At 38.2% G+C, this 23,975-nt stretch carries 23 protein-coding genes and 1 other RNA gene; 10 read left to right on the top strand and 14 right to left on the bottom strand.

Going from position 1 to position 23,975, the window contains the following annotated elements:
• Positions 1–730: 730 nt before the first annotated feature.
• Both ACIFOT_RS05550 and ACIFOT_RS05545 read right to left on the bottom strand, forming a co-directional pair.
• Complete coding sequence (locus ACIFOT_RS05550) at positions 731–1,300, bottom strand: isoprenylcysteine carboxyl methyltransferase family protein (protein ID WP_430062762.1); 570 nt, start codon at positions 1,298–1,300, stop codon at positions 731–733.
• On the bottom strand, positions 1,301–2,389 hold the full coding sequence (locus ACIFOT_RS05545) for a type III polyketide synthase (protein WP_430062759.1): 1,089 nt from the start codon (positions 2,387–2,389) through the stop codon (positions 1,301–1,303).
• Between the two features lie 660 nt (positions 2,390–3,049).
• Between ACIFOT_RS05545 and ACIFOT_RS05540 the strand changes: the two genes are divergently transcribed.
• Genes ACIFOT_RS05540 through ACIFOT_RS05530 form a run of 3 tightly spaced genes read left to right on the top strand, consistent with a single transcriptional unit; the run spans position 3,050 to position 5,354 of the window.
• Positions 3,050–3,199: a cytochrome c oxidase subunit 2A gene (locus ACIFOT_RS05540; RefSeq protein ID WP_430062755.1), complete on the top strand. Its 150-nt coding sequence runs from the start codon at positions 3,050–3,052 to the stop codon at positions 3,197–3,199.
• Positions 3,200–3,219: 20 nt separating this feature from the next.
• Positions 3,220–3,696 (top strand): cytochrome c oxidase subunit II, encoded by a 477-nt coding sequence (locus ACIFOT_RS05535; RefSeq protein ID WP_430062752.1) that lies wholly within the window; start codon positions 3,220–3,222, stop codon positions 3,694–3,696.
• Complete coding sequence (locus tag ACIFOT_RS05530; protein WP_430062750.1) at positions 3,696–5,354, top strand: b(o/a)3-type cytochrome-c oxidase subunit 1; 1,659 nt, start codon at positions 3,696–3,698, stop codon at positions 5,352–5,354. Before ACIFOT_RS05535 ends, ACIFOT_RS05530 begins: the two co-directional genes overlap by 1 nt.
• Positions 5,355–5,371: 17 nt before the next feature.
• Here the strand turns inward: ACIFOT_RS05530 and ACIFOT_RS05525 are convergent, their stop codons facing one another.
• The 3 genes from ACIFOT_RS05525 to ACIFOT_RS05515 all read right to left on the bottom strand — a co-directional run bounded on the left by ACIFOT_RS05525 (position 5,372) and on the right by ACIFOT_RS05515 (position 8,205).
• Positions 5,372–6,292, bottom strand: a complete 921-nt coding sequence (locus ACIFOT_RS05525; protein ID WP_430062746.1) for a DMT family transporter — start codon at positions 6,290–6,292, stop codon at positions 5,372–5,374.
• Positions 6,289–7,788, bottom strand: coding sequence for a carboxypeptidase M32 (locus ACIFOT_RS05520; RefSeq protein ID WP_430062743.1), 1,500 nt, complete (start codon positions 7,786–7,788; stop codon positions 6,289–6,291). The genes ACIFOT_RS05525 and ACIFOT_RS05520 overlap by 4 nt, the downstream gene beginning before the upstream one ends.
• A 183-nt stretch (positions 7,789–7,971) precedes the next feature.
• A complete protein-coding gene (locus ACIFOT_RS05515) occupies positions 7,972–8,205 on the bottom strand; it encodes a DUF2249 domain-containing protein (RefSeq protein ID WP_430062784.1) in 234 nt (77 codons plus the stop codon).
• Between the two features lie 126 nt (positions 8,206–8,331).
• On the opposite strand from ACIFOT_RS05515, the gene ACIFOT_RS05510 reads away from it, so the two are divergent.
• Entirely contained in the window at positions 8,332–8,484 is a 153-nt protein-coding gene (locus ACIFOT_RS05510) for a hypothetical protein (RefSeq protein ID WP_430062740.1), read from the top strand.
• A gap of 25 nt (positions 8,485–8,509) precedes the next feature.
• Here ACIFOT_RS05510 and ACIFOT_RS05505 read toward each other — a convergent pair whose 3' ends face one another.
• On the bottom strand, positions 8,510–10,873 hold the full coding sequence (locus tag ACIFOT_RS05505; RefSeq protein ID WP_430062737.1) for a nitric-oxide reductase large subunit: 2,364 nt from the start codon (positions 10,871–10,873) through the stop codon (positions 8,510–8,512).
• Positions 10,874–11,087: 214 nt separating this feature from the next.
• On the opposite strand from ACIFOT_RS05505, the gene ACIFOT_RS05500 reads away from it, so the two are divergent.
• From ACIFOT_RS05500 to ACIFOT_RS05480, 5 genes are read left to right on the top strand one after another with little or no spacing between them, the layout of a single operon-like run.
• Positions 11,088–11,780: a Crp/Fnr family transcriptional regulator gene (locus tag ACIFOT_RS05500; protein ID WP_430062734.1), complete on the top strand. Its 693-nt coding sequence runs from the start codon at positions 11,088–11,090 to the stop codon at positions 11,778–11,780.
• Positions 11,781–11,804: 24 nt separating this feature from the next.
• Positions 11,805–12,038 (top strand): DUF2249 domain-containing protein, encoded by a 234-nt coding sequence (locus ACIFOT_RS05495; RefSeq protein WP_430062731.1) that lies wholly within the window; start codon positions 11,805–11,807, stop codon positions 12,036–12,038.
• 15 nt (positions 12,039–12,053) lie between these two features.
• Complete coding sequence (locus ACIFOT_RS05490; protein ID WP_430062728.1) at positions 12,054–12,260, top strand: DUF2249 domain-containing protein; 207 nt, start codon at positions 12,054–12,056, stop codon at positions 12,258–12,260.
• A gap of 13 nt (positions 12,261–12,273) precedes the next feature.
• Complete coding sequence (locus ACIFOT_RS05485; protein ID WP_430062725.1) at positions 12,274–13,518, top strand: hypothetical protein; 1,245 nt, start codon at positions 12,274–12,276, stop codon at positions 13,516–13,518.
• 11 nt (positions 13,519–13,529) lie between these two features.
• On the top strand, positions 13,530–13,829 hold the full coding sequence (locus tag ACIFOT_RS05480; RefSeq protein WP_430062723.1) for a metal-sulfur cluster assembly factor: 300 nt from the start codon (positions 13,530–13,532) through the stop codon (positions 13,827–13,829).
• Between the two features lie 42 nt (positions 13,830–13,871).
• On the opposite strand, the gene ACIFOT_RS05475 is transcribed toward ACIFOT_RS05480, so the two are convergent.
• The 8 genes from ACIFOT_RS05475 to ACIFOT_RS05440 all read right to left on the bottom strand — a co-directional run bounded on the left by ACIFOT_RS05475 (position 13,872) and on the right by ACIFOT_RS05440 (position 23,007).
• Complete coding sequence (locus ACIFOT_RS05475) at positions 13,872–15,797, bottom strand: ATP-dependent DNA helicase (RefSeq protein WP_430062720.1); 1,926 nt, start codon at positions 15,795–15,797, stop codon at positions 13,872–13,874.
• Between the two features lie 59 nt (positions 15,798–15,856).
• Complete coding sequence (locus ACIFOT_RS05470) at positions 15,857–17,002, bottom strand: THUMP domain-containing class I SAM-dependent RNA methyltransferase (protein WP_430062717.1); 1,146 nt, start codon at positions 17,000–17,002, stop codon at positions 15,857–15,859.
• Positions 17,003–17,150: 148 nt separating this feature from the next.
• Positions 17,151–17,549, bottom strand: an RNA gene (gene rnpB / locus ACIFOT_RS05465) — RNase P RNA component class B.
• A gap of 81 nt (positions 17,550–17,630) precedes the next feature.
• Positions 17,631–17,933 carry a cell division regulator GpsB gene (gene gpsB / locus ACIFOT_RS05460; RefSeq protein ID WP_430062714.1) on the bottom strand — a complete coding sequence of 101 codons (303 nt, stop codon included), beginning with the start codon at positions 17,931–17,933 and terminating at the stop codon, positions 17,631–17,633.
• A 68-nt stretch (positions 17,934–18,001) separates the two neighbouring features.
• Complete coding sequence (locus ACIFOT_RS05455) at positions 18,002–18,565, bottom strand: DUF1273 domain-containing protein (protein ID WP_430062711.1); 564 nt, start codon at positions 18,563–18,565, stop codon at positions 18,002–18,004.
• Positions 18,566–18,687: 122 nt separating this feature from the next.
• The gene (locus ACIFOT_RS05450) at positions 18,688–19,074 is read right to left on the bottom strand and encodes a CotD family spore coat protein (protein WP_430062708.1); all 387 of its coding nucleotides are present in this window, start codon (positions 19,072–19,074) and stop codon (positions 18,688–18,690) included.
• 373 nt (positions 19,075–19,447) lie between these two features.
• A complete protein-coding gene (locus tag ACIFOT_RS05445; protein WP_430062705.1) occupies positions 19,448–20,713 on the bottom strand; it encodes a ribonuclease H-like domain-containing protein in 1,266 nt (421 codons plus the stop codon).
• 2 nt (positions 20,714–20,715) lie between these two features.
• Positions 20,716–23,007 carry a DEAD/DEAH box helicase gene (locus ACIFOT_RS05440; RefSeq protein ID WP_430062702.1) on the bottom strand — a complete coding sequence of 764 codons (2,292 nt, stop codon included), beginning with the start codon at positions 23,005–23,007 and terminating at the stop codon, positions 20,716–20,718.
• A 172-nt stretch (positions 23,008–23,179) separates the two neighbouring features.
• Between ACIFOT_RS05440 and ACIFOT_RS05435 the strand changes: the two genes are divergently transcribed.
• Entirely contained in the window at positions 23,180–23,878 is a 699-nt protein-coding gene (locus tag ACIFOT_RS05435) for a Crp/Fnr family transcriptional regulator (protein ID WP_430062699.1), read from the top strand.
• Positions 23,879–23,975: the final 97 nt, after the last annotated feature.

The following is a 23,975-nucleotide window of genomic DNA, read 5'->3' as shown; positions in this document are numbered from 1 at the left end:
GGGGTCTCCCCTGCCCCGTACTCCCGCAGGAGTCTTCGCGCCTTCCGCTCCAATCAACAGAGTGTTTTCAATAATGACATTCTAATATTAATAAATAAAATGAATAAGTGGTGAATTCAATGTTTACTCCAAAGAGACTAACCAAAGTGAATATTAATTTGTGTTATTGATGAATTTGTTCCAGATGACTACCTTCTTGGCTTGATTTTTATAAATATTGATTTTTCATCTCTTTTGAAAATGCACGTCCTTATTATAGCGATTATAAATGAAGATTACTTTTTATCTTTATGGCATTCGTTCTGACGTCAATCAGAAAGGGAAAAAATTGTGCGAATCTTCCTAGACCATCGCTGCACGAGCTTCGCTCCTATCGGTTAAGGGGATTAAAAAATTTAAGCAAACATGCCCTCCCCGCGGAAAGCGAGTGTCCGGAGCGGAAATCAACAGGCCAGATGCAGGGACTCAATTAACTAACCATAGGTAATTTAGATTCAGACAAAAAAAACCAAGGCATTCACCTTGGTTTTTTTTAAATTCTATTAATGTGTAACATTTTTTAAAACGTGCTTCATGACAAATGCATAAATTAAAACGGTTCCGCCCACAAAAGCAAAAGTCATATGTAACACCTTCCTTATCAGACTCTCAGCTGAGAATGATTTTCATCGTTGATTAAATAGTATCATAGCTGATAATGATTTTCAATATCTCTTATGAATTGTCACAATTATTTAATAAACTTTGGGATGAAGCGATGGCAGTCCTTAAAGGTTCCTTCATATTCTGTTAAACTTTTTAGAGCATTTTCTTCCTCTCGAATTCGAATATCCAGCATAATCGCATTGATAATCATAAAAAGAAAAGCTGTCAAATAGGCAGAAAACAAGGATGGAATAACTAATAATTCGATTGTGACAACAAAATAATTCGGATGTTTCATATAACGGTAAGGCCCTTTCCGAATGGCTGGAGCATCAGGCAAGACAATTATTTTTGTATTCCAAAATCTCCCTAATGAAGCGATAACCCAAATTCTAAAAAGCTGGGCAAGAACAAATATAATGAGGATCAACGGCCAAACAATGGACAATCCTCGATTGAATAACAGCTTTTCCAATAATAAACTGATAAAAAACAAGCTGTGCATTAGTACCATAAAACGGTAATGTCCTTCACCAAATTCAATGGCTCCACGCTGCATCATCCAAGATTCATTGTTTTTCGCAACCAAGAGTTCCACAATCCGTTGAAATATGATGAAACTAAATAACAGGGTAAAAGGAAGGATATCCTTCATTTAATTCCACCTCAATAGAAGTAATTCTGAGCTAAATCCTGGACCAAGGGCGGTGCAGAGCCCAATGGATCCTTCAGAAATATCCATCTCCATATAACGCTTTAAAACATATAAAATGGTTGCCGAGGACATATTCCCATACTGTTTTAATACCTCAAGTGATACTTCCGTCATATTAGGGGGAATTTCTAATGACTTTACATAGGCATCAATAACTTTTTTTCCACCTGGATGGGCGATGAAATAGTCAATTTGCTCAAGTGTCAATTCGTTTTCCTGCAAAAATCCACTAACATTTGGTTTAAGCCAATCTTCAATGATATGGGGGATATCACGTGAGAATACGACATACAAGCCAGTATTTTTAAGGTCCCAGCCCATCACATCCAAAGAATTAGGCATTAACGTGGATTGTGTAGTCAGAATCATCGGTGATGCCGCCTTTTTCCTAATAACCTCCATTTTCACGTCATCACCACAAATCAATGCACAAGCAATGCCATCGGCAAATAGAGAAGTACCAATTAAATTGCTTTTTGATAGGTCGTTACGTTGGAAAGTCAAGCTGCATAACTCAACAGAAAGAACAAGAACTTTTGCTTTTGGAAAGGCCAGACAATATTCAAATGCCCTAGATAACCCTGCAGCCCCGCCTGCACATCCCAATCCCCAGATTGGCACCCGCTTCGTCTGGGAACGAAAGGGCAAGGTATTCATGATTCTCGCTTCAATGCCTGGTGTAGAGATACCAGTAGTGGAAATATAAAAAATAGCGTCGATTTCTTCATAAGAGATATTTTCCGAGAGAAAAACGCTATTATTTAAACACTTTTCAATGGCTTCGATTCCTAATGTGGTGGCGGAATTGATATAAGCATTATTTTTTTCCTCAAAAGAATGGTCTTCTTGGAACCACTCAATATTGTTCACAAAATGCCTTTTTTCAATTTGACCATTTTGAAACGCTTTTAATAATCGTTCAATATCCTTAAATGAATCGGTAAAGAGTTCTCGCGCGAATTTTGATGCTTGTTCTTGATTAATTTCAAACGGGGGAATTGCCTCTGCAATGGAAATAATCGTAGGCATTATCATTCTCCTTCGACATATGTAAGGGTATTTTTTCCAGCAGGAGAGAAAATTATGCGAAGAGAAAAAAAGATAAAAAAAAAGCTTCCCCTATAAGGAGAAGCAAACGTTTTGAAGGTTGTTGTTGTGCTCTCTTATTATAACTCGGAAATCGTTTTCGTACATTGCATAAACATTTCCAATTTACTGTTTATCCGGTTGTTTTTGAACTTCAATTTTAATTTTCTTATTGGCTACTGATCCGCAAATCTTGCAAATTTCGACCGCATCGTATAGAAGACGACAATTCTCGCAATAATACTTTTCCACAAAAAACACGCTCTTTTCTGAAGGAAAATTAGGTATTTATTTTTATCTTATTTTCTATTTCCCAATTTGTGACTATTATTTAAATTTGTTCATTATTTCACATATACACTATTATTCAATTACTTTTATCACAGGTTAGATGTGATAATTCACATTTTATTCACAATTGCAAGCAGGCTTTTGTGATATAAATCACTGTTGCATCAAGTTTTTACCATTAACATAGTAGATATCTTAGGAATGAACAATTTGTGAACTTCGAAATTTCATATTTTCCTTTCACAATTGTTTTGTATTATGAAAGAGAATTAATAAATTTATTATTTAATTTTCTGAAGGGAGTGCAAGGGGATGGCGAAGGCGGAACTAAAAACAAAACATAAAACTGAAATGGAAGACAGCTCTTCTCTCAAGGGGACACTCGCATCTGTTTTCTTTTTGGGAATCTTCATTATTGTCACTTGGGTCAGTGTCTACTATTTATTCGTTGAACGTTTTTAAAATTTGAGGAGGAAACAATTATGCATATGCATAAATTTGAAAAAATTTGGCTGATTTTCGGGATTACCTGTCTTATTTTTTTCTTATCTGTCGTGGGGGTAAGCGCCTTCTATTTAGGGAATAAGCCGCCAAGCTGTTTGACAACTGTTAATCCAGAAAAGGTGGATCAAACAAAACCCTTCGACAAACCAGGCCTACATAAAGTTGAGGGAAAAGATTGGGATTATGAATTAGTATATGTAGCATCAGCTTTCTCTTATAATCCTGCACAAGTTAAAGTGCCGCTCGGCGCAAAGGTAAGAGTTATCGCTACTACTAAAGACGTCGTTCACGGCTTCGAAGTGGCAGGAACAAATATTAATATGATGCTTGAACCTGGTTATGTCAGTGAATATACAACAACGTTTGACAAAGCTGGTGAGTACTTAATCGTATGTAACGAATATTGTGGTACAGGTCACCATTTAATGAGCTCGAAGATTGAGGTGGTAGAATAATGGTTAACTCAGCAATTACAAAAATTAAAGTTGACCCGCGTGATGCAAAGCTTTCAATGGCACATTTTTATGTTGCTTTTACTGCCCTTGCACTTGGCGGACTAATGGGGTTGCTGCAAACTCTAGTCCGTTCCGGTAAATATGAACTTCCTGGCGGTATCGGTTATTATCAAATCTTAACCGTTCACGGAGTCATGATGGGTCTAGTATTAACAACCTTCTTTATTATGGGGTTTCAATACGCTGCAGTAAGCCGTACAGCAGGTACTCATTCTAATGCAGCTAGACGGATGGGATGGATTGGCTTTTGGACCATGACTACAGGAACAGCAATGGCTGCGACCATGGTTTTACTTAATAAAGCAACTGTTTTATATACTTTCTATGCTCCGCTGCAGGCACATTGGATTTTTTACTTAGGATTGACCCTTGTTGTGGTCGGCAGCTGGATTGATGGTGCCGCACAAATTATGACCTATGCAAAATGGCGCAAAAATAATCCCGGAAAACCTAGTCCGCTATTAAGCTTTATGGCCGTTATTAATACCGTCCTTTGGATCGTAGCAACATTAGGGGTAGCGGCAACCGTTTTATTCCAATTGCTTCCTTGGTCGCTTGGATTAGTTGACACAGTTGATGTTTTAGTCAGCCGTACATTGTTCTGGTATTTCGGACATCCATTAGTTTATTTCTGGTTATTACCTGCCTATATGTGCTGGTATACTATTATTCCAAAAATTATTGGCGGAAAAATTTTCTCAGATTCATTAGCTAGATTGTCCTTTATCTTGTTCCTGCTCTTCTCTATTCCGGTTGGTTTCCATCACCAATTAACAGAACCGGGAATTGATCCAGCTTGGAAGTTCTTTCAAGTAGTTTTAACCTTTATGGTTGTTATTCCATCCTTAATGACAGCTTTCTCGTTGTTTGCTACCTTTGAGAGGTATGGCCGTTCAAAAGGCGCAACAGGGCTTTTTGGCTGGTTTAGAGTTCTTCCATGGGGAGATGCACGTTTTACTGTTCCATTCATTGGAATGGCTTCCTTCATTCCTGCGGGTGCAGGCGGTATCATCAATGCTTCAAACCAGATGGACCAAGTCGTTCATAATACGATTTGGATTACAGGTCACTTCCATTTAACAGCAGCAACTTCTGTTGTATTAACATTCTTTGGAATTTCCTATTGGCTAATTCCTCATTTAACAGGCCGTAAATTAACAAAAGCGATGAATAAATTAGGAATTATCCAGGGCTGGGTTTGGTTTATTGGTATGGTCTTCATGTCCGGCGCGATGCACTTCCAAGGCTTGCTTGGCGGTCCTAGACGTTCTGCCTTCTCCACTTATGGAGGAGCAAAGCAAGCGGCTGAATGGATCCCTTATCAAATTGCCCAGGCAGTTGGCGGATCGATATTATTCTTAGGCATTATCCTAGTTTTAATTATCTTCATTAATCTAGCATTCTTTGCTCCTAAAGGCGAGGAAGAATTCCCTGTAGGTGAAGCAGAAAATCCACAGGAAACAGCACCAATGGTTTTCGAAAACTGGAAGTTATGGCTTGGCATCACTGCAGCCCTAATCCTTTTCGCTTACACGATACCATTTATTGATATTATTCAAAATGCACCACCTGGATCAAAAGGGTTCAAAACTTGGTAAAATCAGAAGAAAAGGCTTCAATCATTTTTGATTGAAGCCTTTTCTTTTAGAATCCTTCGTTCGAAGCCGACAGGAAGATTAATAATTAATACAGATAATAGAATAATTGTAGAGCCTATGCCTTGAACGGCACCAAAATTTTCATTATATACAAAAACGCTTAAAAGCGTCGCGACAACGGGCTCAACTGTGGCAATAATGGCCGCTTTACTGGTTTCGATTTCCTCAAGGCCTTTTGTATAAAGTAAATAGGCGAGTACGGTTGGAAACACTCCTAATCCAATTGCATAAAAGAAAACATCGCCATTAATAAGGATATCTACCTTAGTCCATAATCCTGTTAAAGGCAGCAAAGTGATTGCGGCAACAATAAAGGTATAAAACGTAACAGTGAAGGGCGGATATTTCTTCAGGGCAAACTTCCCAAAAATACTATAAAGTGCATAGCCGAAGCCAGCACCTAGCCCCGTTAAGAGTCCTGCACCACTCATTGATGCCGTATCATTAGAATTAAGTCCTGCAATCAATATACAGCCCAATATCGTCCCTGCAACTGAAATGAGCTTTATTGAATTCATTTTTTCCTTTAAGAAAAAATAAGATAAAACTGCGACAAAAGCAGGAGCTGTATACAGTAAAATTACAGCAATGGATAAATTCATTTGATTAATAGCAGAGAAATAACACCAATTAAATAAGACAATGCTGCAAATCCCTGTGCCAATAAATAGCGGGAGATCCTTATACGCGATTCTTAATTGGCTGCGATATTGAAATCCCCCAAGTAACCCTAGTAATGCCGCTGCAGTGATAACCCGCAATGTCACAATTTCCATTGGGGAAAAGCCAAAACTAGAGAGTTTTCTAATAAAAATTGCAATGATTCCCCATAAGGCTGCACTGGTGGAAATCAGCACAATCGGAATTGACTTCTTCAATTTAATTGATAAACCTTTCCATACTTCTCATAGAGATATTCGATTAAATATTTAGCGTTCAGCCCTTCGCCAGTCACGTCATGCAAGATTTCTAAAGGTTTTTTCATTTTCCCGAATTGGTGAATATTTCTTGTCAGCCACTCTTTAATCGGAAGCAAATTTCCCTCTTCCAGCAATTGATCAAAATTTGGAAGATCCTCGAGCATTTTTTGCTTAAATTGAGCCGCATACATATATCCTAATGCATAGGATGGGAAATACCCGAAGCTTCCTCCTGCCCAATGAACATCTTGAAGAACTCCAACGGCATCATTTATAGGACGGATTCCTAAGTATTCCTCATACATGTCATTCCAAACCTTCGGCAGGTCACCCACTTCGATTTCATCATTAAATAGCCTTTTTTCAATTTCATACCGTATGATGATATGCAGCGGGTAAGTTAATTCATCTGCTTCAATTCGTATGAATGAAGGCTTTGATTCGTTTATCGCACGATAAAACTCTTCAATTTCAACATCATCAAACTGACCACTTGCATATTTCTTTAACAGTTCGTAATTTTGTTTCCAAAAAGAAAAGCTCCGACCTACGATATTTTCATAGAAAAGAGATTGCGATTCATGAATCCCCATGGACGTTCCTGAACATAGCGGAGTACCGACCAAGTCTTTTGAAATATTTTGTTCGTACAAAGCATGGCCGCCTTCATGGATCGTTCCAAAAATCGCTGTCCGGAAATCCTGTTCATCATATTTTGTTGTAACGCGGACATCGCCAGGATTTAGACCGATTGCGAAAGGATGAACAGTCTCGTCCAGCCTGCCTGCATTAAAGTTATAACCCATTTTTGCAAGGATATCCAAACTGAATTCACGCTGTTTTTCCTTCTTAATGTTTTTAAATAAAAAATCGGTTTTAGGTTTATTGGGAGATTCTGAAATTTCCTTGACCAGGGGGACAATTTTTTCCCTTAGTTCACCAAATACCTTGTCCAATACATCTGTTGTAATCCCCGGTTCAAACATATCTAGTAACACATTATATTTGTTGCCTTCATTTCCCCAATAGGAAATGAATCGCTTTGTCATGTCTACCAATTTCTCTAAATAGGGCCTAAATAAATCAAAGTCTGCCTTTTCTTTTGCCTCTTCCCAAATGCTTTCTGCTTTGGATTGAAGGATAACAAACTCTTTATACTCTTCAGCAGGGATTTTTTTGTTGCGTTCATATTCTTTTTTGCATTCTTCAAGAATTTTTCTTGTCGATTCAGACATTTCTGCATTTGTTAAGCTTGCTATGTAGGCGGCCATTTCTTCGGAAGTGGACATTTTAAAGACTTCGGATGATAACATTCCAATTACTTCTGATCTTTGTTCCACTCCCTGCTTTGGAGCACCAGTCCGTAAATCCCAATAAATTAAACCAATTGCCTCATTGTAGGCAGACATTTTTTTTACATGCTCTAAAAATTCTTTTTCTAAATGTGCAGTCATGGTAACTCCCCCTTTTCCTTCAGATAGATTTTATCATATTTTTCTGAAAAATAGTTACCTTTATGGTTTATAAAAAAAACAACAGAATCGAATTCTGTTGTAAAATTAGTGTATAGAAAAATAGAGATGATTCAATGAAAAATAAATAAAATGGACTAAAGAGAGAGTGTAGTGTTAAAAAAATTACTTCTTGCTAATTACGACTTTCCAAACTTCAGGACCTTCTTCAAGGTATTCCCAAGTAAATTGCTCAGGTCTTTCCATCATGAACTGATATAAAAGCGGTCTTGGATCATGGTCATTGACAATCTGCATTGTCTCGCCCGATACTATTTCGTCGAATGCGTTAAAGATTGCTGGATGTTTTTCACGCGGCGGGTAATCTGGTACATTAATTACTTTTGCGTAAGTTTTCATCATTATCACTCCTTTTAGTTTGTTAATTCTCTTTTATTATAGAGGAAGGAACGCAGACTACGAGTGAACTTCATCACACCTCATACATGAATTTGTTAATAGTCGGAATTTAAGGGGGAAAATCTAATGGCTGAATTAGTAGGAGAGTGTGCTGGCTGTAAAAAGGATATCTATTGTTTAGACGGCTTTTTAAATGGAGTCGTAACAAAAGATAAAGAGATTTTTTGTTTCGAGTGTATTGATAGCAATGACGAGAAAGAAAAAAATCCGCAAAGCTGACATGAAGCTTTGCGGATTTTTACTATTAATCTTCATCAACGGAAAGATCTTTAACAGGAAGTCTCTCTTCCTCTTTATGAGTCGGTTTCCGTAAATTAAACAATGCTTTTAAACAGAATAAAACTAAAATCAATACACCAATAAGGAAAATGGTGTCAGGCACCGCACGCCACGTTAAGATGGTTTGCACAATATCCTTCTGGAGGAAGTTGCTTGAACGGCTGGCAGCATAACCATGATAGAATGCTTCTTTAATTTGCATGAAGCCGACAGGAAGTAACGAAACGAATACCATTCCTGCTAAACCAATGTTCAATAAAATACAGCTGATTTTGATCCATTTATCATTCCAAGATTCTGGTTTTACAATATTTCTTAAAGAGTAAAGAAGTACGGCTACGGCAAACATACCGTATACACCCATCATGGAAGCATGACCATGTGTTGGTGTTAAGAATTGTCCGTGTTCGAAATAGCTTACTGCCGGCAGGTTAATGAGGAATCCAAGTACACCGGCACCCACTAAGTTCCAAATCGCAACCGAGATTAGGAACCAGAACGTACCTTTATACGGGAAGTCAACCCCGCCTTCACGCATCATTTTGTATTGTTCATATGCTTCTAAAATTAATAATGTTAATGGAATGACTTCTAACGCTGAAAACACAGCACCAAGACCAAGCCAAACTTCTGCTGAACCATTGTAGTAGTAGTGATGTCCAATTCCGATAACACCGCTTCCTAATAACAAGATTAATTGGAAATACAATTGTCTTACGGTTGATTTTTTCGTAACCAAACCTAATTGAACTAACAAGAAACCAATAACTACAACTGCAAATACTTCAAAAATACCTTCAACCCAAAGATGGATGATCCACCAGCGCCAGTAATCGGCAAACGTAAAGCTTGTTCCTGGATTGATAAATAAGGCAAAAATATAGAAAGCTGGTACAGCAATTGCTGAGTAGAATAGTAAATGGATAAGTCCTCCCTTATCGGATTCTCTCTTAAGTCCAGCTTTAACTCCCCTGAATACAATGAACAGCCAGATTAACATACCGACAATCAGGATAAGCTGCCAAATTCGTCCTAATTCAATATATTCCCAGCCTGTATGGCCAAATAAGAACCATTGGTTTCCTAATTTGCCATTTGCCCCAAGCCATTCTCCGACCATACTGCCGCCAACAAGAACAACTAATGCCCAGAATAAGATATCTACTAATAAGCCTTGTTTCTTTGGTTCATAGCCGCCCACTAGCGGTGCAACATAAATCCCCATTCCAAGCCATGCTGTGGCAATCCAGAAAATCGCCAATTGTAAGTGGTAGCCTTTTGAGATATTAAATGGAAGAATATCGTGGATCCACTTAATGCCAAAGAAACTATCTGGCTCGATATAATAGTGTGCGAGCAACGCACCAAACATACATTGAACAAAGAATAGTACAGATACAACAGTAAAATACTTTCCTGTTTTTACCTGTGAACTAGTTACTTGCATTTTCCGTAAATCAATATGCGGAAATTTACCTTCCTTATACGCTTCCTGCATCCCAAATTGATAACGATAGAAGAAGTAAAGGATAACACCAATCATTAAAATAAGTATCGTAATACTAGCACCGCTCCACCAAATAGCAGAGAACGATAATTGATTTCCTGCATCTTCATAATATGGCCAGTTATTTGTATAAGTGATCTTGTCGCCTTGACGAACAGTACTTGACAGCCATGCTGTCCAGAAGAAGAAATCTGAGATTTGCGTGATTTGATCACCTTTTGCTACATAGGAACGGTCATCTTTTGGGAGATCCGATTCTTTAATCAGATTGGCCTTTAACCCCCATCCGTCACCTTTTGTAAATACTTCCTTATAATATGCTCTTACTTTTTCAAGACCAAATGCTTGAGCAGCTGTAAGCTCCATTGTATCCTTGCTGCTGTCATAGCGGTTTTTGCGCATTTCTTTTATTACTTTATTTTTAATAATTGTTTTTTCGTCCACTGATAAAGATGCATAGGTTTTGCCGTACTCTTCATTTGCTTTATAGTCCTGCATTCCTTCAGTGTAAATTTTTAGTGCTTCAGCAGTATAATCAGGCCCCATATAAGAGCCATGTCCTAAAACAGTACCATAATCCATTAAGCCGTATTTTTGGAAAACCGCCTGCCCCCCCATAATTGAATCTTTTGTAAATAACACCTCACCATTTTCATTCGTGACCTCTAGCGGTCTAGGAGCCTGCTCCTTAAAGATCCAATAGCCGCCTGCTAGGAGAACAGTGAAGCTAAGTAAAATAGTAATAATCAAAACGGATTTCAAAAGTGCATTTTTATTTGCCTTCACCGCTTGTTGTGGTGAGGTCGCCCGCTGTATTTCCATTCCTTTCATCCTCTCATGTGTTATTACAGTCCGTATTGTAACTTTCACAAGGCTGTAACAAAGTGAACCTCCTCATCTTTCGACTGTGATTTTTCTCACTCTACTGAGAATTATTTTCATAAAGATCTTCATAGCTATGATGGAGGTCACATATTTACTGTTAAATCACTGCTACAATGTTACTAAATAGATTACTAACATGAAGGTGATGTTAATGAAACAAGAGGACATTGAAAAAAGACTAGCGGCTGTTCCCATCTTCAAAGAATTATCCAGCGAGGAACTGGCTTCATTCCTTAAGATTGCTCAGACCCGATTTTATAAGAATAAGATGTATGTATTTATGCAGGATGACCCGCTAGATCGAGTTTTCTTTATTCATAGCGGCAAAATCAAAATTTATAAAACGGATCTTTCCGGAAAAGAACAAATTATTTCGGTTCTTGAGCCTGGTGAAATGTTTCCGCATGCTGGATTTTTCAGGCAGGGGAATTTCCCGGCACATGCAGAAGTCATTGAAGATGCAAACTTGATAGTTATCCCGATTGACAAATTTGAAGAAATTCTCATTTCCTATCCAGAGCTTTGTGTGAAGTTATTTAAAGTATTGGGTGAGAAAATTGTAGACTTGCAAGGAAGATTAGAAGCACAGGTTCTTCATAATACCTATGAACAAATCATTTTACTTCTTATTAGATTGTGTAAATCCAATGGTGAAAAAATCGGGGAGCGCTATAAATTAACGACACAATTTACGAACCGTGAACTCGCAAATATGATTGGAACCTCCAGAGAGACCGTGAGCAGAGCCATCAATCATGTTAAGAAGAAGGAATATATCATCCAAGACCTTGACGGCTTTTATCACATTGACCGTGATGCCCTCCAACAGGAACTATTTTATTAATAATAAAGAGGAGTTGTTTTCTAAATGGAACAAAGAATTATTGAATTAGATGTCCGTGAGGATTTAAAAAATAAAATCGAACCCTTCCAAAAAATTATGGTAGCTATTAAAGAATTAAAAAAAGATGATATTTTTATCCTGCATGCCCCCTTTAAACCAGTTCCCCTTTTTGCAGTATTAAAAGCAAAAGGTTTTACACATGAAGAAGAGGAACTTGAATCAAAGCATTGGAAAGTAATTTTCAGGAAAAAAAGCTAGAAGGGAGAGCTTACGATGATATTAGATAATCGGGGTTTAGAGCCGCCACAGCCGATGATGCGAACGTTAGCAGCCTTAGAAACCTTAGCCGAAGACGAAATCCTAACCATTATTAATGATCGAAGACCAATGTTTCTCTATGAGCAGTTAGAAGAACTTGGGTACCTGCAGCGAACAGAACAACAAAACGACGGAAGTTATAAAATCGAAATCTTTCGCTAAGAAGGTGAATATCATGCTTCCTCAAAACATGGGAAGTGAAACGAATATTAAGCTTCCTTTTTCATTTATTTTCTTTAGTTTAATTGCCTTAGTATTTTCACAGTCTATTTTATTAATAAAGGGGCAAATGATGATAGATGGCAGCTTTAGAATACCTGCCATTTGGTCAGCTGCTCACCTTTTAGTACTCGGATGGGCATTAATGGCGGCCATGGGAGCGATGTATCAGCTGGTACCCGTCGCCTTCTTAACAAAAATTTGGAATGAGAAATTCGGATTTGTTCAGTTTTTCATTACAGCAGCAGGAATAATAAGCTTTTCAGGCATGCTTTATTTGGCCCCTCAAAAAGCGCTAATACCCGGAATTCTAACGCTTTTGGGCATATTAATGTTTTTATTCCAAATGGTTATGACATTACGAAGGCAGGCAAAACCCAATATCCTGACAGCCTTTGTCGGCACTGCCTTGTTTTGTTTATTCGGTACTATCTTTATGGGGATAACATTGATTTATTGTTTAAAAACAGGGGTTGGTGCCAATCACTATCAATCCATTTTTAAAACCCATTTATTAATGGGCGTAACTGGCTGGTTTACCTTATTAATATTCGGGTTTTCTTATAAAATGGTCCCAATGTTTTCTTTATCCCATGGCTTTACAATGGTTCATGCAAAATACGTCTATGGAATTTATGTATCAGGTTTGGCCATTATAGCTATTTCCTTTTTTAACGATTCTACTTTTCTATTAAAAATTGGTGTTTTCCTACTTTTTGCAGGATTTTCGATTTTCAGCTGGCACATCAGCATTATCATTAAGAAACGATTAAAGAAAAACCTCGATAAACCGTTTACCTTTGCATTAACAGCGATAGCTCTTGGAAATTTCATTCATCTTGCTGCATTTATCCTAATTTGGAGCACGCATTTTTCTACTCTGGTTGGACCGCTTGTATATGCTTATCTGCTCCTTTGGATTGTATTAAGTATTGTCGGGTACTTATTTAAAATTGTTCCATTTTTATGGTGGACCTACAAATATAGGAAGGAAATCGGCAAATCAAAAGTTCCTTCTTTGAAGGAAATGATGGATGAGAAAATAGTGGTTCCATTATTTTCAAGTTTTATTATCGCAGTGATTGCTATATTTTCTTCACTAGCTTTTAAATCTGCACTGCTTTTTAACATTGGGCAGTGTATTCTTTCTATTATTTTTATATTAATTGCCATTTGTATTTTAAGAGTCTTAAAAAAATAGGAGTGTTGAAAATGGATTTAAGAGAAAAGATCGAAAGTCAGTTAAAATGTGTTCATGACCCTGAATTAAATATTAACGTTGTGGATTTAGGCTTAATCTATAATATCGAGATTACAGAGGAAAATGATGTCACGATTACCATGATACTAACAACCCCTGGATGCCCGCTGCATGACAGTATAACAAGCGGAGTACGCTACTCCATAAATGGAATCGAGGAAACAAGAAATGTGGAGGTTAATCTCGTCTGGGAGCCCGCTTGGTCCCCTGAAAAAATGACACCAGAAGGACTTAGAATACTCGGACGGTAATAATAAAAACGGAAGCACCCTTAATTTGGTGCTTCCGTTTTCTTATTCTTGAATTACCTTAGTTGGTAAAACCTCTATTATTTTCGATAATACATTGTAATCTATGTTTTCACTTAATAAAATATGAACCGTTCCTTGATCCTGTTCACTTCTTATTAACCGCCCAATTCCCTGACGAAGACGCAGCAGCATGTATGGTAAATCAACCTCTGAAAAAGGATCCGCAACTCCTTCTCTTTTTGCCGTAAAGACAGGATCTTGAGGAGGAAAGGGAAGTGAAAAAATCAATACATTTTCGAGTGATCTGCCTGGTATGTCGAGCCCTTCCCAGAGATGAATAGAGCAAAGGACCGCATGTTCTTCATTTTGAAATTTTGAAACAAGGGTGCTGATTTCTTCATCCCCTTCGAAATAAACGGTATACGGAAATACTCCTTTTAATCTTTGTTTTAGCAGCTGCATTTCTTCCTTCGTATTTAAAAGAATCAATGCGCGACCTTGTGATTTCAAAATTTGAGCGATTAGATAATTTATTTTTCCATTAATTGATTCATTTTTGAATTTTGGAAGATATGCCTTCATTTTCTCTTCATAATCGAACGGCGAAGCGACCGAAAAGGATAAATAATCCTGAACTCCAAGGCTTTGAGCTATATAATCGAACGATTTTTGATTAGCTAACGTTGCCGATGAAAAAATAAATGGTTTTTTCTGAGAGAAAACTTCTTCCTTCATCACCGTTTCAACCATTTTAGGCATGATGACAAGCGTCCGTTCCCCTGCATTTTCTTCAAACCATGTAATTCCATCTACTTCTTGGAGAAAAAGCGTTAATGAATGAGTAATTTGCTCTAAATATTCCTCAACAATTTTTAAGTCATATTCATTGATAACATATAATTCACTCTCAAACACTAACTCTTCTTCTAATGATTGAAGGGTAGAAAGTAATTTCCGGCAGGTTTTTAAAACCAATGAATGTTTGGTAATCATCTGTTTTTCAGATCCTTGGGAATAGGAGGAGAAGCTTGATATCGCATCAAAAAATGCTTCGTTTTCTAGTAATGCTTCCTCAATCGTATATAAGGTTTTTTCCCGAACTTCATTTTCCATTAACCGGGTAAGCAGCGTCTCTAATGTATAATCAGTAAAACGGTAGCTCAAGGCTTTTTGTGCAGCATATTCTAGAAGATGACCTTCATCAAAAACGACCGCGGAATGCTCTGGCAAGAGGGCCAATTGTCCTTCACGTTTTCGTGATTCTTTTGTCCATATATGCTCCATATAAAAATCGTGGGAACAGATAATTAAATCCTTAGCATGCCGGTAAAATTCCCGGTGTAATGTCAGGCCGCAGCGATGGCGTTTTTCACAGGAAAAACAGTCCTGAAGGGCATCCCAATTGACTTTTCCCCAATGCTCATCTGACAATGCAGGATAATCCCGTCGGTCACCGTACTTCTCAAAATTCTGCATGGTGCCGCTGGCATGAACAAAATCAGGCAATTGTTCATAAATATTGGCAATATTTTCTGAGTAGTCGTCGCTCCTTGCAAGGTCTAGCTTCTTTAGACATAAATATTGGTCCCGGGATTTTGCCAGGCGCACATCGACCTCCAAACCGAGGACCCTTTCCAATTTTGCAATATCGCCTTCTTTTTTGACAAGCTGTTCAATTAAAGTCTCATCCGCACAGGCAATAATGGCAGGTCGATTTGTATAGCGTGCATACATAATTGCGTAAAGTAGATATACGATCGTTTTTCCTGTTCCTACACCCGCTTCAGCAAACATCACCTTTTTATCCTTGAAAGCTTTTTCAAGCTGGAAAGCCATATAAATTTGTTCATCACGAAGTTCAAACCCGGCCTCCGGCAAAATATCATAAAATAAATCGCCAATCCATTCACTTAATTTATCATAAAATGATTCCGATTTTGAAACACCAAACGGTAGTCCTTGCTGCATGTTAACCCTCCAAAAAGAAAAGCGCCATAGACGACGCTTATAAAAGTTGTTTGTTAATTTTAAGCCTCACTTGGACGCGGAGGCTTTTTCCCCCAATATTGATAAAGGTCTGTTCGGATAAAGCCGTTAAACAGTTTTCTTTTCTTTGTTGCCGGTTTCCCATAAAACTGCTCAAACTCTTCATTTGAAGTTAGGATATAAATAGACCACGTATCGAGTTTTTGAAACGCCTGTCCCATTTCTTTGTACATATGCTCGACTGCTTTTTTCTCACCAAGTCTTTCACCATATGGAGGGTTGCCGACAATTGTACCATATTCTTTATTTGTAGATATATCTTTAACCTGCATTTGCTTAAATTGAATTAAGTCAGCAAAACCTGCCTCAAACGCATTCTCTTGAGCAATTTTTACCATCCGATGATCAATATCTGATCCAGTAATGTCGAGTGGCTGATCGTATTTTGCCAGATCTTCTGTTTCATTTCGGGCATTATCCCAAACTTTGGCTGGAATCCAATTCCACCCTTCTGAAACAAACTCTCGATTAAAACCCGGTGCGATATTTTGACCAATCATTGCTGCTTCAATAGGAATCGTGCCCGAGCCGCAGAACGGGTCAACGAACGGCCGATCAGGCCGCCAATTCGTCAACATAACCAGGGCTGCAGCCAGTGTTTCCTTGAGTGGTGCCTCTCCTTGATCGGTACGGTAGCCGCGTTTATGCAGCCCCTGACCGCTAGAATCAATCGTGATAGTTGCCACATCTTTTAATAACGCGACTTCAATCCGATACAATGCCCCGCTTTCTTCAAACCAGGAATTCCTTTTATAATGTTTTTTCATCCGTTCAACAATGGCTTTTTTTACAATCGCCTGGCAATCCGAAACACTAAAGAGCTTTGATTTGACTGACTTCCCAATGACTGGAAACTCTGCATCTTCCGGGAGGAATTGTTCCCATGGCAAGGCCTTAGTCTTTTCAAATAATTCATCAAAAGTAAAGGCTTTAAATTCACCAACCTTAATCTTAATCCGGTCAGCGGTTCTAAGCCATAAGTTGCTTCTAACAATGGCAGATTCGTCCCCCGTGTATGTAACTTTCCCATTCTCGACTTGACAATCATATCCAAGGGCTCGCACTTCTTTCGCTACTAATGCCTCGAGCCCCATGGCAGCAGTTGCTATTAATTCATATTTACCCATTTTTTCACCCTTAACTCTCTCACATAATTATACAGTATCCATTATTGGCTAAAATCGCTGAAAAATTCAGAGTCCTATCTAAACACATAAAAAGCCCTCCTTAAAAGGAAGGCCGTTATTTATGCACTTTACATTCCCATTAATAACGTTCTGTAAGCCATGTTCTGTACCAGAGTACTTCAAGCGACCGTTACGTCTCGTACTTAGGTGGTAATCATCTATCTACAGATTCGAATGAATCTGTCCTTCTCCTTGTTCAGTTCCTCAGAGAAAGTGCCCCTACCATTATTTGGGTTTCTCGCTCGTGGGGTTTACCCGTTCCACCCTTTCCATTTCTAGAAAGGCATCGTCACTGTGGCACTTTTATAGGTACTCATACCATATCCAATTGGACTTAGGTATTTTTCCGGCCGTCAACAAGGCGTTACGCCCTGCTGCCCTAGCTTATGATTTCGCTAGGCACGAACACTACGGACATCTCAGCCCGTGCGAGCATGGACTTTCCTCTACAAGTTGCAATTGCTCCTTGCAGCGATTACCCGAACGTCATTAATGATGACATTTCTTATTATATGTATTTCATGCTGTTTATTCAATGGTTTTTATTAGGAAATGTCGGTACAATCTGTTAATCGTAAAGTTTGTTGCCAAAAACATGCTTTTCAAGATTGGACAGACGTTTTAGAATATCAAAATTGGTTGTCCCTGCCGGTTGGGCAACAGGCTGTCTTTTGGATGTATCCTCAAGCTGTTTGCGCAAACGCAAATTTTCTTGTTGAAGATCTTCAATTTCCTGATGAAACGTACTATAATCCTTAATTATTAAATCTAAAAATTTATCAACATCTTCTTGTTTGTAACCGCGTACTCCAGTCTTAAACTCTTTTTCTAAAATATCCTTTGCTGTTAATTTCACTTTATCTGACAGCATTCAAATCACCTCAAGTTTAGCCAATCATTACCTATTATTTTTCCAAAAATAAGTGTATTTGTCAATCTTCATTCATAATCCGTTAGCTTTAATTGTTCTTCTTCCACGATTATTTGCAAGTCATAAAAGGTAATCAGGGTAATAGAATATAAATGATTTTTTTGATATTGCTGCGCTAATTCATATAAATATTTTGGGCTTCCTTCCTTTTCATTATCGTAAAGGAGAAGTAGGCCATCGCTTTTTTCAATGAAAAATTGATTCTTTAGACGGAATTGCCAAGGTTTTTCATAGCCTTTTTTTGTAACCGAATCAATAAAATCAGCTTGAGCGAGTATAGATTCATACCATTCCTTATTAGTTTCATTCCAGGATGCTTGTTGGTCCAAAAATGGTGTAATGACTGCAAGTTTTAATTCAGGAAATTCTGATTGCAATTCTAACACAACTTCGGCTGCCCACAATTCCACTCCAAGCTGGCCGCTAATGAGCACCCATTCTAGTCCATCCTCTGCCATTGGCATTAAGGCCTTTTTAATGGCCGCTTTAATATAGAAAACTGACGGATGGTCATTTTTAAAAACACCTAATTCAAAGGGCTTGTAACCTGATATTGCTATTACTTTACTCAAGGAAGTTCTCCTCATTAAAAAAATTTAAAAAATGGACAAACATTTTTTTAAAAAAAGCATAACATATAGTAAACAATAAAAAAACAAGGGCTAAGAAGCCCCTGTAATTAGCATTAACCCCTTTAAGGTCTAGGTCTAAACGGTCCTGGAGCGAACCCTGGACCTCCTGGAGCGAACCCTGGACCTCCTGGGGCAAATCCTGGACCTCCTGGAGCGAACCCTGGACCTCCTGGGGCAAATCCTGGACCTCCTGGTACAACATTTGGTAATGCATTCGATACTGGCATTACTGGTGCACATGGGTTGCAGCAATTAATTTGTTGATTGCATACCTCTTCAGCACATGATGCAGTCTGCGGACAGTAATGTTTATGTTGAAACAAATGATGATTTATAGTTGTAGTGTGTACTGGATGAATGTGCGGTACCACTGTGGATGAGAACGTATGGTTCACAATGTTCTGAGTCGGATGAATGACTGGCGGCAAAAAATTAGTTCCTAAAAACATTTTATACTCTCCCTTCAAATATTCTGTTTACATTAACAGCCTATGTTAAAGGGATTACTCTTGTACTAAGGAAAATACCTATTTTTGCCAATATTATAAAAACGAATAAAAGCTATCTTTTAAATTCGTAAAAACAAAGGCAGTCAAACAAACAACAAGAAAAAAGGCAAACAAAATTGCTTTATACATATTACCACTCCATATTGTTTCTATCGTGTTTTAACTCAACACAATTTAACATTTTACCTTGTTCAATTATGTTTAACAATACGGAAATATGTTTTTTTTATAAAAAATTATTAAGATTTTGTGACAACATATCGAAGCATGACGAAAAAAGCAGAGTCTTTACATTTTTTGCCGAAAATTGCGCTTACCCAGGAAATTTTGCGAATTTTCGAACTAACCGTTCACTTCTTTTTTGAAGCTGTTCATAGGAATACTCACCGTTTAATTTAGTAAGTTTGGAAGCTTGAGTAACAATTAAAATCGCTTCATGACAATAATGAATGGCTCTCTTATAATCCTTGACTTTATGCTCATAAATTTTAGCAAGCTCTAAGCATGCCTCAAGCCTTAATTTTTCATCCCCGGAATCGACAACATCGATAAACAATTTCCGAGCCATTTCCCAATCATGGTCTTTTTTGTGTTGCAAAGCGAGAGTGAGTTTTGCTTGATACGAAGGGAAATCACTGCCCTCAATAAGCTTTCTTAATACCTTCTCGGCTTCCCTTTTCTCTCCTAAGCCCGAAAACCATCGGCCGACTTCAAAGGATTCTGTTCGCGTTTGCTTCTCGTCAATTCCGCAGATTTGAAAAGTTAGATGGGTATATAAAGTAATCAATGACAAAATATCGATTTCATTATGTTTTAAAATTCCCAGCATCCCTTCTGGCTGCTTACTTTCAACAAAATCGAAATAGATCATGGGAGCCAAAAATCCAGGGATATCATTTACGCGTTCAACCCCAAGAACCTCTTTCTCCACGACAGCCAGCTTCATCTTTTCTAATTTGTGCTTCCAAAGCCTTCTAGCAGCATGGAATAAATCAAAATGCCCAAAGGCCGGAAGTTTTGGGACATGTTCTCTTACAAGGGTATGGCGCGTTTTTACCTGTGGCCAATCGAAAGATTTTCCATTATATGTGACTAGCGTTTTATAATTCACTTTCTCTAAAAAACTTTGGTATAAAGGAACCTCCGCCCCTGGGTGCGGTAAAATATGCTGTCTTAAGATTAATTCTTCCCCGACGATACTTGCATACCCTAATAGAAAAATAGTATTTCCGGTCCCTCCTCCAAGTCCAGTTGTTTCGGTATCAAAGAAGAATAATTCCCCAGGCTGATGGCCTTGTGCGGATAACGGATGATTGACTTGCCGCTTGTTCCATAGGTCCACTGCATTCAGAAAGTCATGAAAATAATATATTCCATGCTTCTCGGAAATTGGATATCTCACTTCCCTGATTAAGCAATAATCGTGATCCATATAATACGGAAATATGTTTTCGCTCGCCCATCTTTCCCGGAATGGCACATCGATTGTAGGAACTGCCTGCGGCTTTTCTATTTTTCCCGGCTGATTCCCTCCAGTAAGATGCGGCTTTAGCCGATTTAATTTATTTTTTAATGACATTGTTACACTTCCTTGTCACTTACTGAAGGCTGCAAAAAGGCATCAATAATTTTTAAGGCATCCTTTTTCGCTGTTTCACTTACTGTATCTGTGCCGATACATGACGGACAGCCGGATTCACATTGACAACGATTAATCATCTTTTTTGTCTCTGCCAAAACCGCTGACATTCCGCTGTGGATTTTTTCACTTAAGCCAATCCCGCCTGGGTAGCGATCATAAAAAAAGATGGTCGGCTTTTCATTATGGTCGGCCTTGACTTGTGGAATCACATGGATGTCCTGTGGATCAGACATTACAAATAGAGGAGCGATAGACCCAAGAGCATGGGCAGTTCCCACAAGCCCTTGCTCAAGTCTATCATGGCCCATATCTTGTAATGGTCTATTTAATGATATCCAGGCTGCATTCGTATGAAGTTCCTCCTCAGGGAGGTGAATGGGACCAGACCCAATATTTTCGTGGGTTTCAAACTTGATTTTCTTAAAAATCGTCGCCATTGCCCTGACGCTGACATCGCCATAACCAATTTCAGCATCATCCAAAGTTTTAAGCTTGTCTACCTCTAACACTTTTAATTGGACAGCTAAATTTGCATCGGTAAAATAATCAACGTCTACTTCTCTCACAAACGCCTTTTTCTCTTCCCAATCCAATTTTTCAACCTGGAATTGGGTTCCTTGATGTAAATAGATGGCTTCATCATGGAGAAGGGTCATCGCGGAGAAACGATCCATTTCACCAATAACCTTCACATTGGCCACATCAGATTGATCGACGATAATTACATTTTCCTGCGAAGCTGAGCGCAAGCTAATATTATGGGCTGGAAAAGAATCATTCATCCAATACCATTTGTCACCATTTCGATATAGCACGCGTTCCTCTGTCAAATACTCCAGTAATTCCTCAGTACCTACACTGCCAAACTGTTCATCCGTTTTAAACGGAAGCTCATAGGCCGCACATTTCATATGATCAATTAAAATAATCAAATTATCTGGATTAATCCTTGCCGTTTCTGGACTCTTATTAAAAAAATAGTCTGGGTTCTGAATAATATACTGATCCAGCGGACTTGAGCTGGCAACCATTATAACCAGGGCCTCGCCATGCCGTCTTCCAGCTCTACCTGCCTGCTGCCAAGCACTTGAAATTGTGCCTGGATAGCCGGTCATAATACAAACCTGCAGTTGTCCAATATCAACTCCTAATTCAAGAGCATTTGTGCTAACAACGCCATAAATTTCACCAGAACGAAGACCTTTTTCAATCCTTCTTCTTTCCGTGGGCAGATATCCGCCGCGATAGCCCATAATCGATTTGGGGCCTAATTGATTTTTCACTAATTCTTGCAAGTAGGTCAGAATTATTTCCACTCTGACTCTGCTTCTTGCGAAAACAATCGTTTGAATTTTATTTTTTAACAGTTGACCAGCGAGTTTTCGAACTTCAAGTGTTGCACTTCTTCTTATATTTAACGGTTTGTTCACAATTGGCGGATTATAAAAGAGGAAGTGCTTTCGGCCGCTGGGAGCCCCATTATTATCGATTAAGTGCATTTTTTCTTCTGTTAATTTTTCCGCAAGCTCAAGTGGATTCGCAATCGTTGCGGATGTACAAATAAATACTGGATTACTTCCGTAATAGCGGCAAATCCGTTTTAACCGTCGAATGACATTAGCAACATGGCTGCCGAACACGCCTCGATAGGTATGGAGTTCGTCAATCACGACAAATTTAAGATTTTCGAACAAAGAAACCCATTTCGTATGGTGCGGCAAGATGGCCGAATGAAGCATATCAGGATTTGTAATAACGACATGCCCAGCTTGTCTTACCCTTTGACGAATATTTGCCGGTGTATCTCCATCATACGTATAGCTGTTGATATTTACACCTGCCGCTTGAATAATTTCATTTATTTCACTTTTTTGATCTTGTGCGAGCGCTTTTGTAGGGAACATGTATAAGGCCCTTGCATTTGGATCTGAAAGAATCGTTTGCAACACTGGAAGATTATAGCAAAGAGTTTTTCCTGAAGCAGTCGGGGTAACGGCTACGATACTATTACCTTTCATAATCTTTTCATAGGCAGCTTTTTGATGTGTATAAAGCTTTTCAATCCCCTTACTTTGAAGAGATTTTATTAAGACAGGGTGTAAATCTTCGGGAAGTGAAACTGTTTGTGCAGGCTTTTCATCCAATGTGTGCCATTTAACAATATTCTCTTTAAAGTCATCATTTATTTTTAATTCTGAAAGAATATCTTGCAGGCTTTTTTTCAACAACATGACTCTCACCTCATTAGTTCTATTTTAGCGAATAAACGTTCGCTGCAAAAGATTTTATACAAAATTTTTTCTAAGTCCTGGGCTGAATTTTTTTCCTTTAATAGAAAGAGATTACTTTGAACCCTTAATTTGATACAATAATAGTAATTGAATTTAATTTGAAGGTGATCAAATGAAAATAGATGAAATAAAACAGGTCCTTTCTGATTTTTCGCTTTTTCGTGAATTAAATGATTTCGAATTAACCAAAATTACCGATATTGCCATTGCCAGAGAATGGAAAAAGCAAAGCCATGTTTTTCTTCAGGGTGATCCTCTAGAAAATGTTTATTTTATTAATGATGGAAAAATCAAAATTTACAAAAGTGATGTCAATGGTAGGGAACAGATTGTTGCCATCGCGAAGAAAGGTGAGATGTTTCCGCATGTCGGATTTTTTAGAAAAGGAGATTATCCTGCCTATGCGGAAGTTCTTGAGCCATCGACACTTATTGCTGTTCCCATATCAAAATTCGAATCCGTTTTGATTGAAAATCCGGAACTTTGTATTAAGGTCTTTAAAGTGCTTGGTGAGAAGATTGTTGACCTGCAAAATCGTCTTGAAGAGCAAATTCTTAACAACACCTATGAACAAATTGTCAAACTGTTAATTCGGCTTGCCCAGAAGCATGGAAAGGAACTGGAGGACGGGACGATCCTTCTAAGGTCCGAATTCACGAATAAGGATCTTGCCAATATGATTGGGACAACAAGAGAAACCATTAGCCGGACACTGACAAAAATGAAAAAAGACGAATTAATTGAAGTCGACGACGATGGAAATATGATTGTAGATGTCGAAATTTTAATGGAAGAAATTAATTTAATCTGAAAAACAGCCCGGAGCAAAAATAAAATGCTGCGGGCTGTTTTTTAAAACGCACCCACCCAGGCTCAATTTCATATGATATCATGTGAAATTTCGAAAG

The organism is Neobacillus sp. NRS-1170, assembly GCF_050468025.1.
This window is presented reverse-complemented; position numbering and strand designations above follow the sequence as displayed.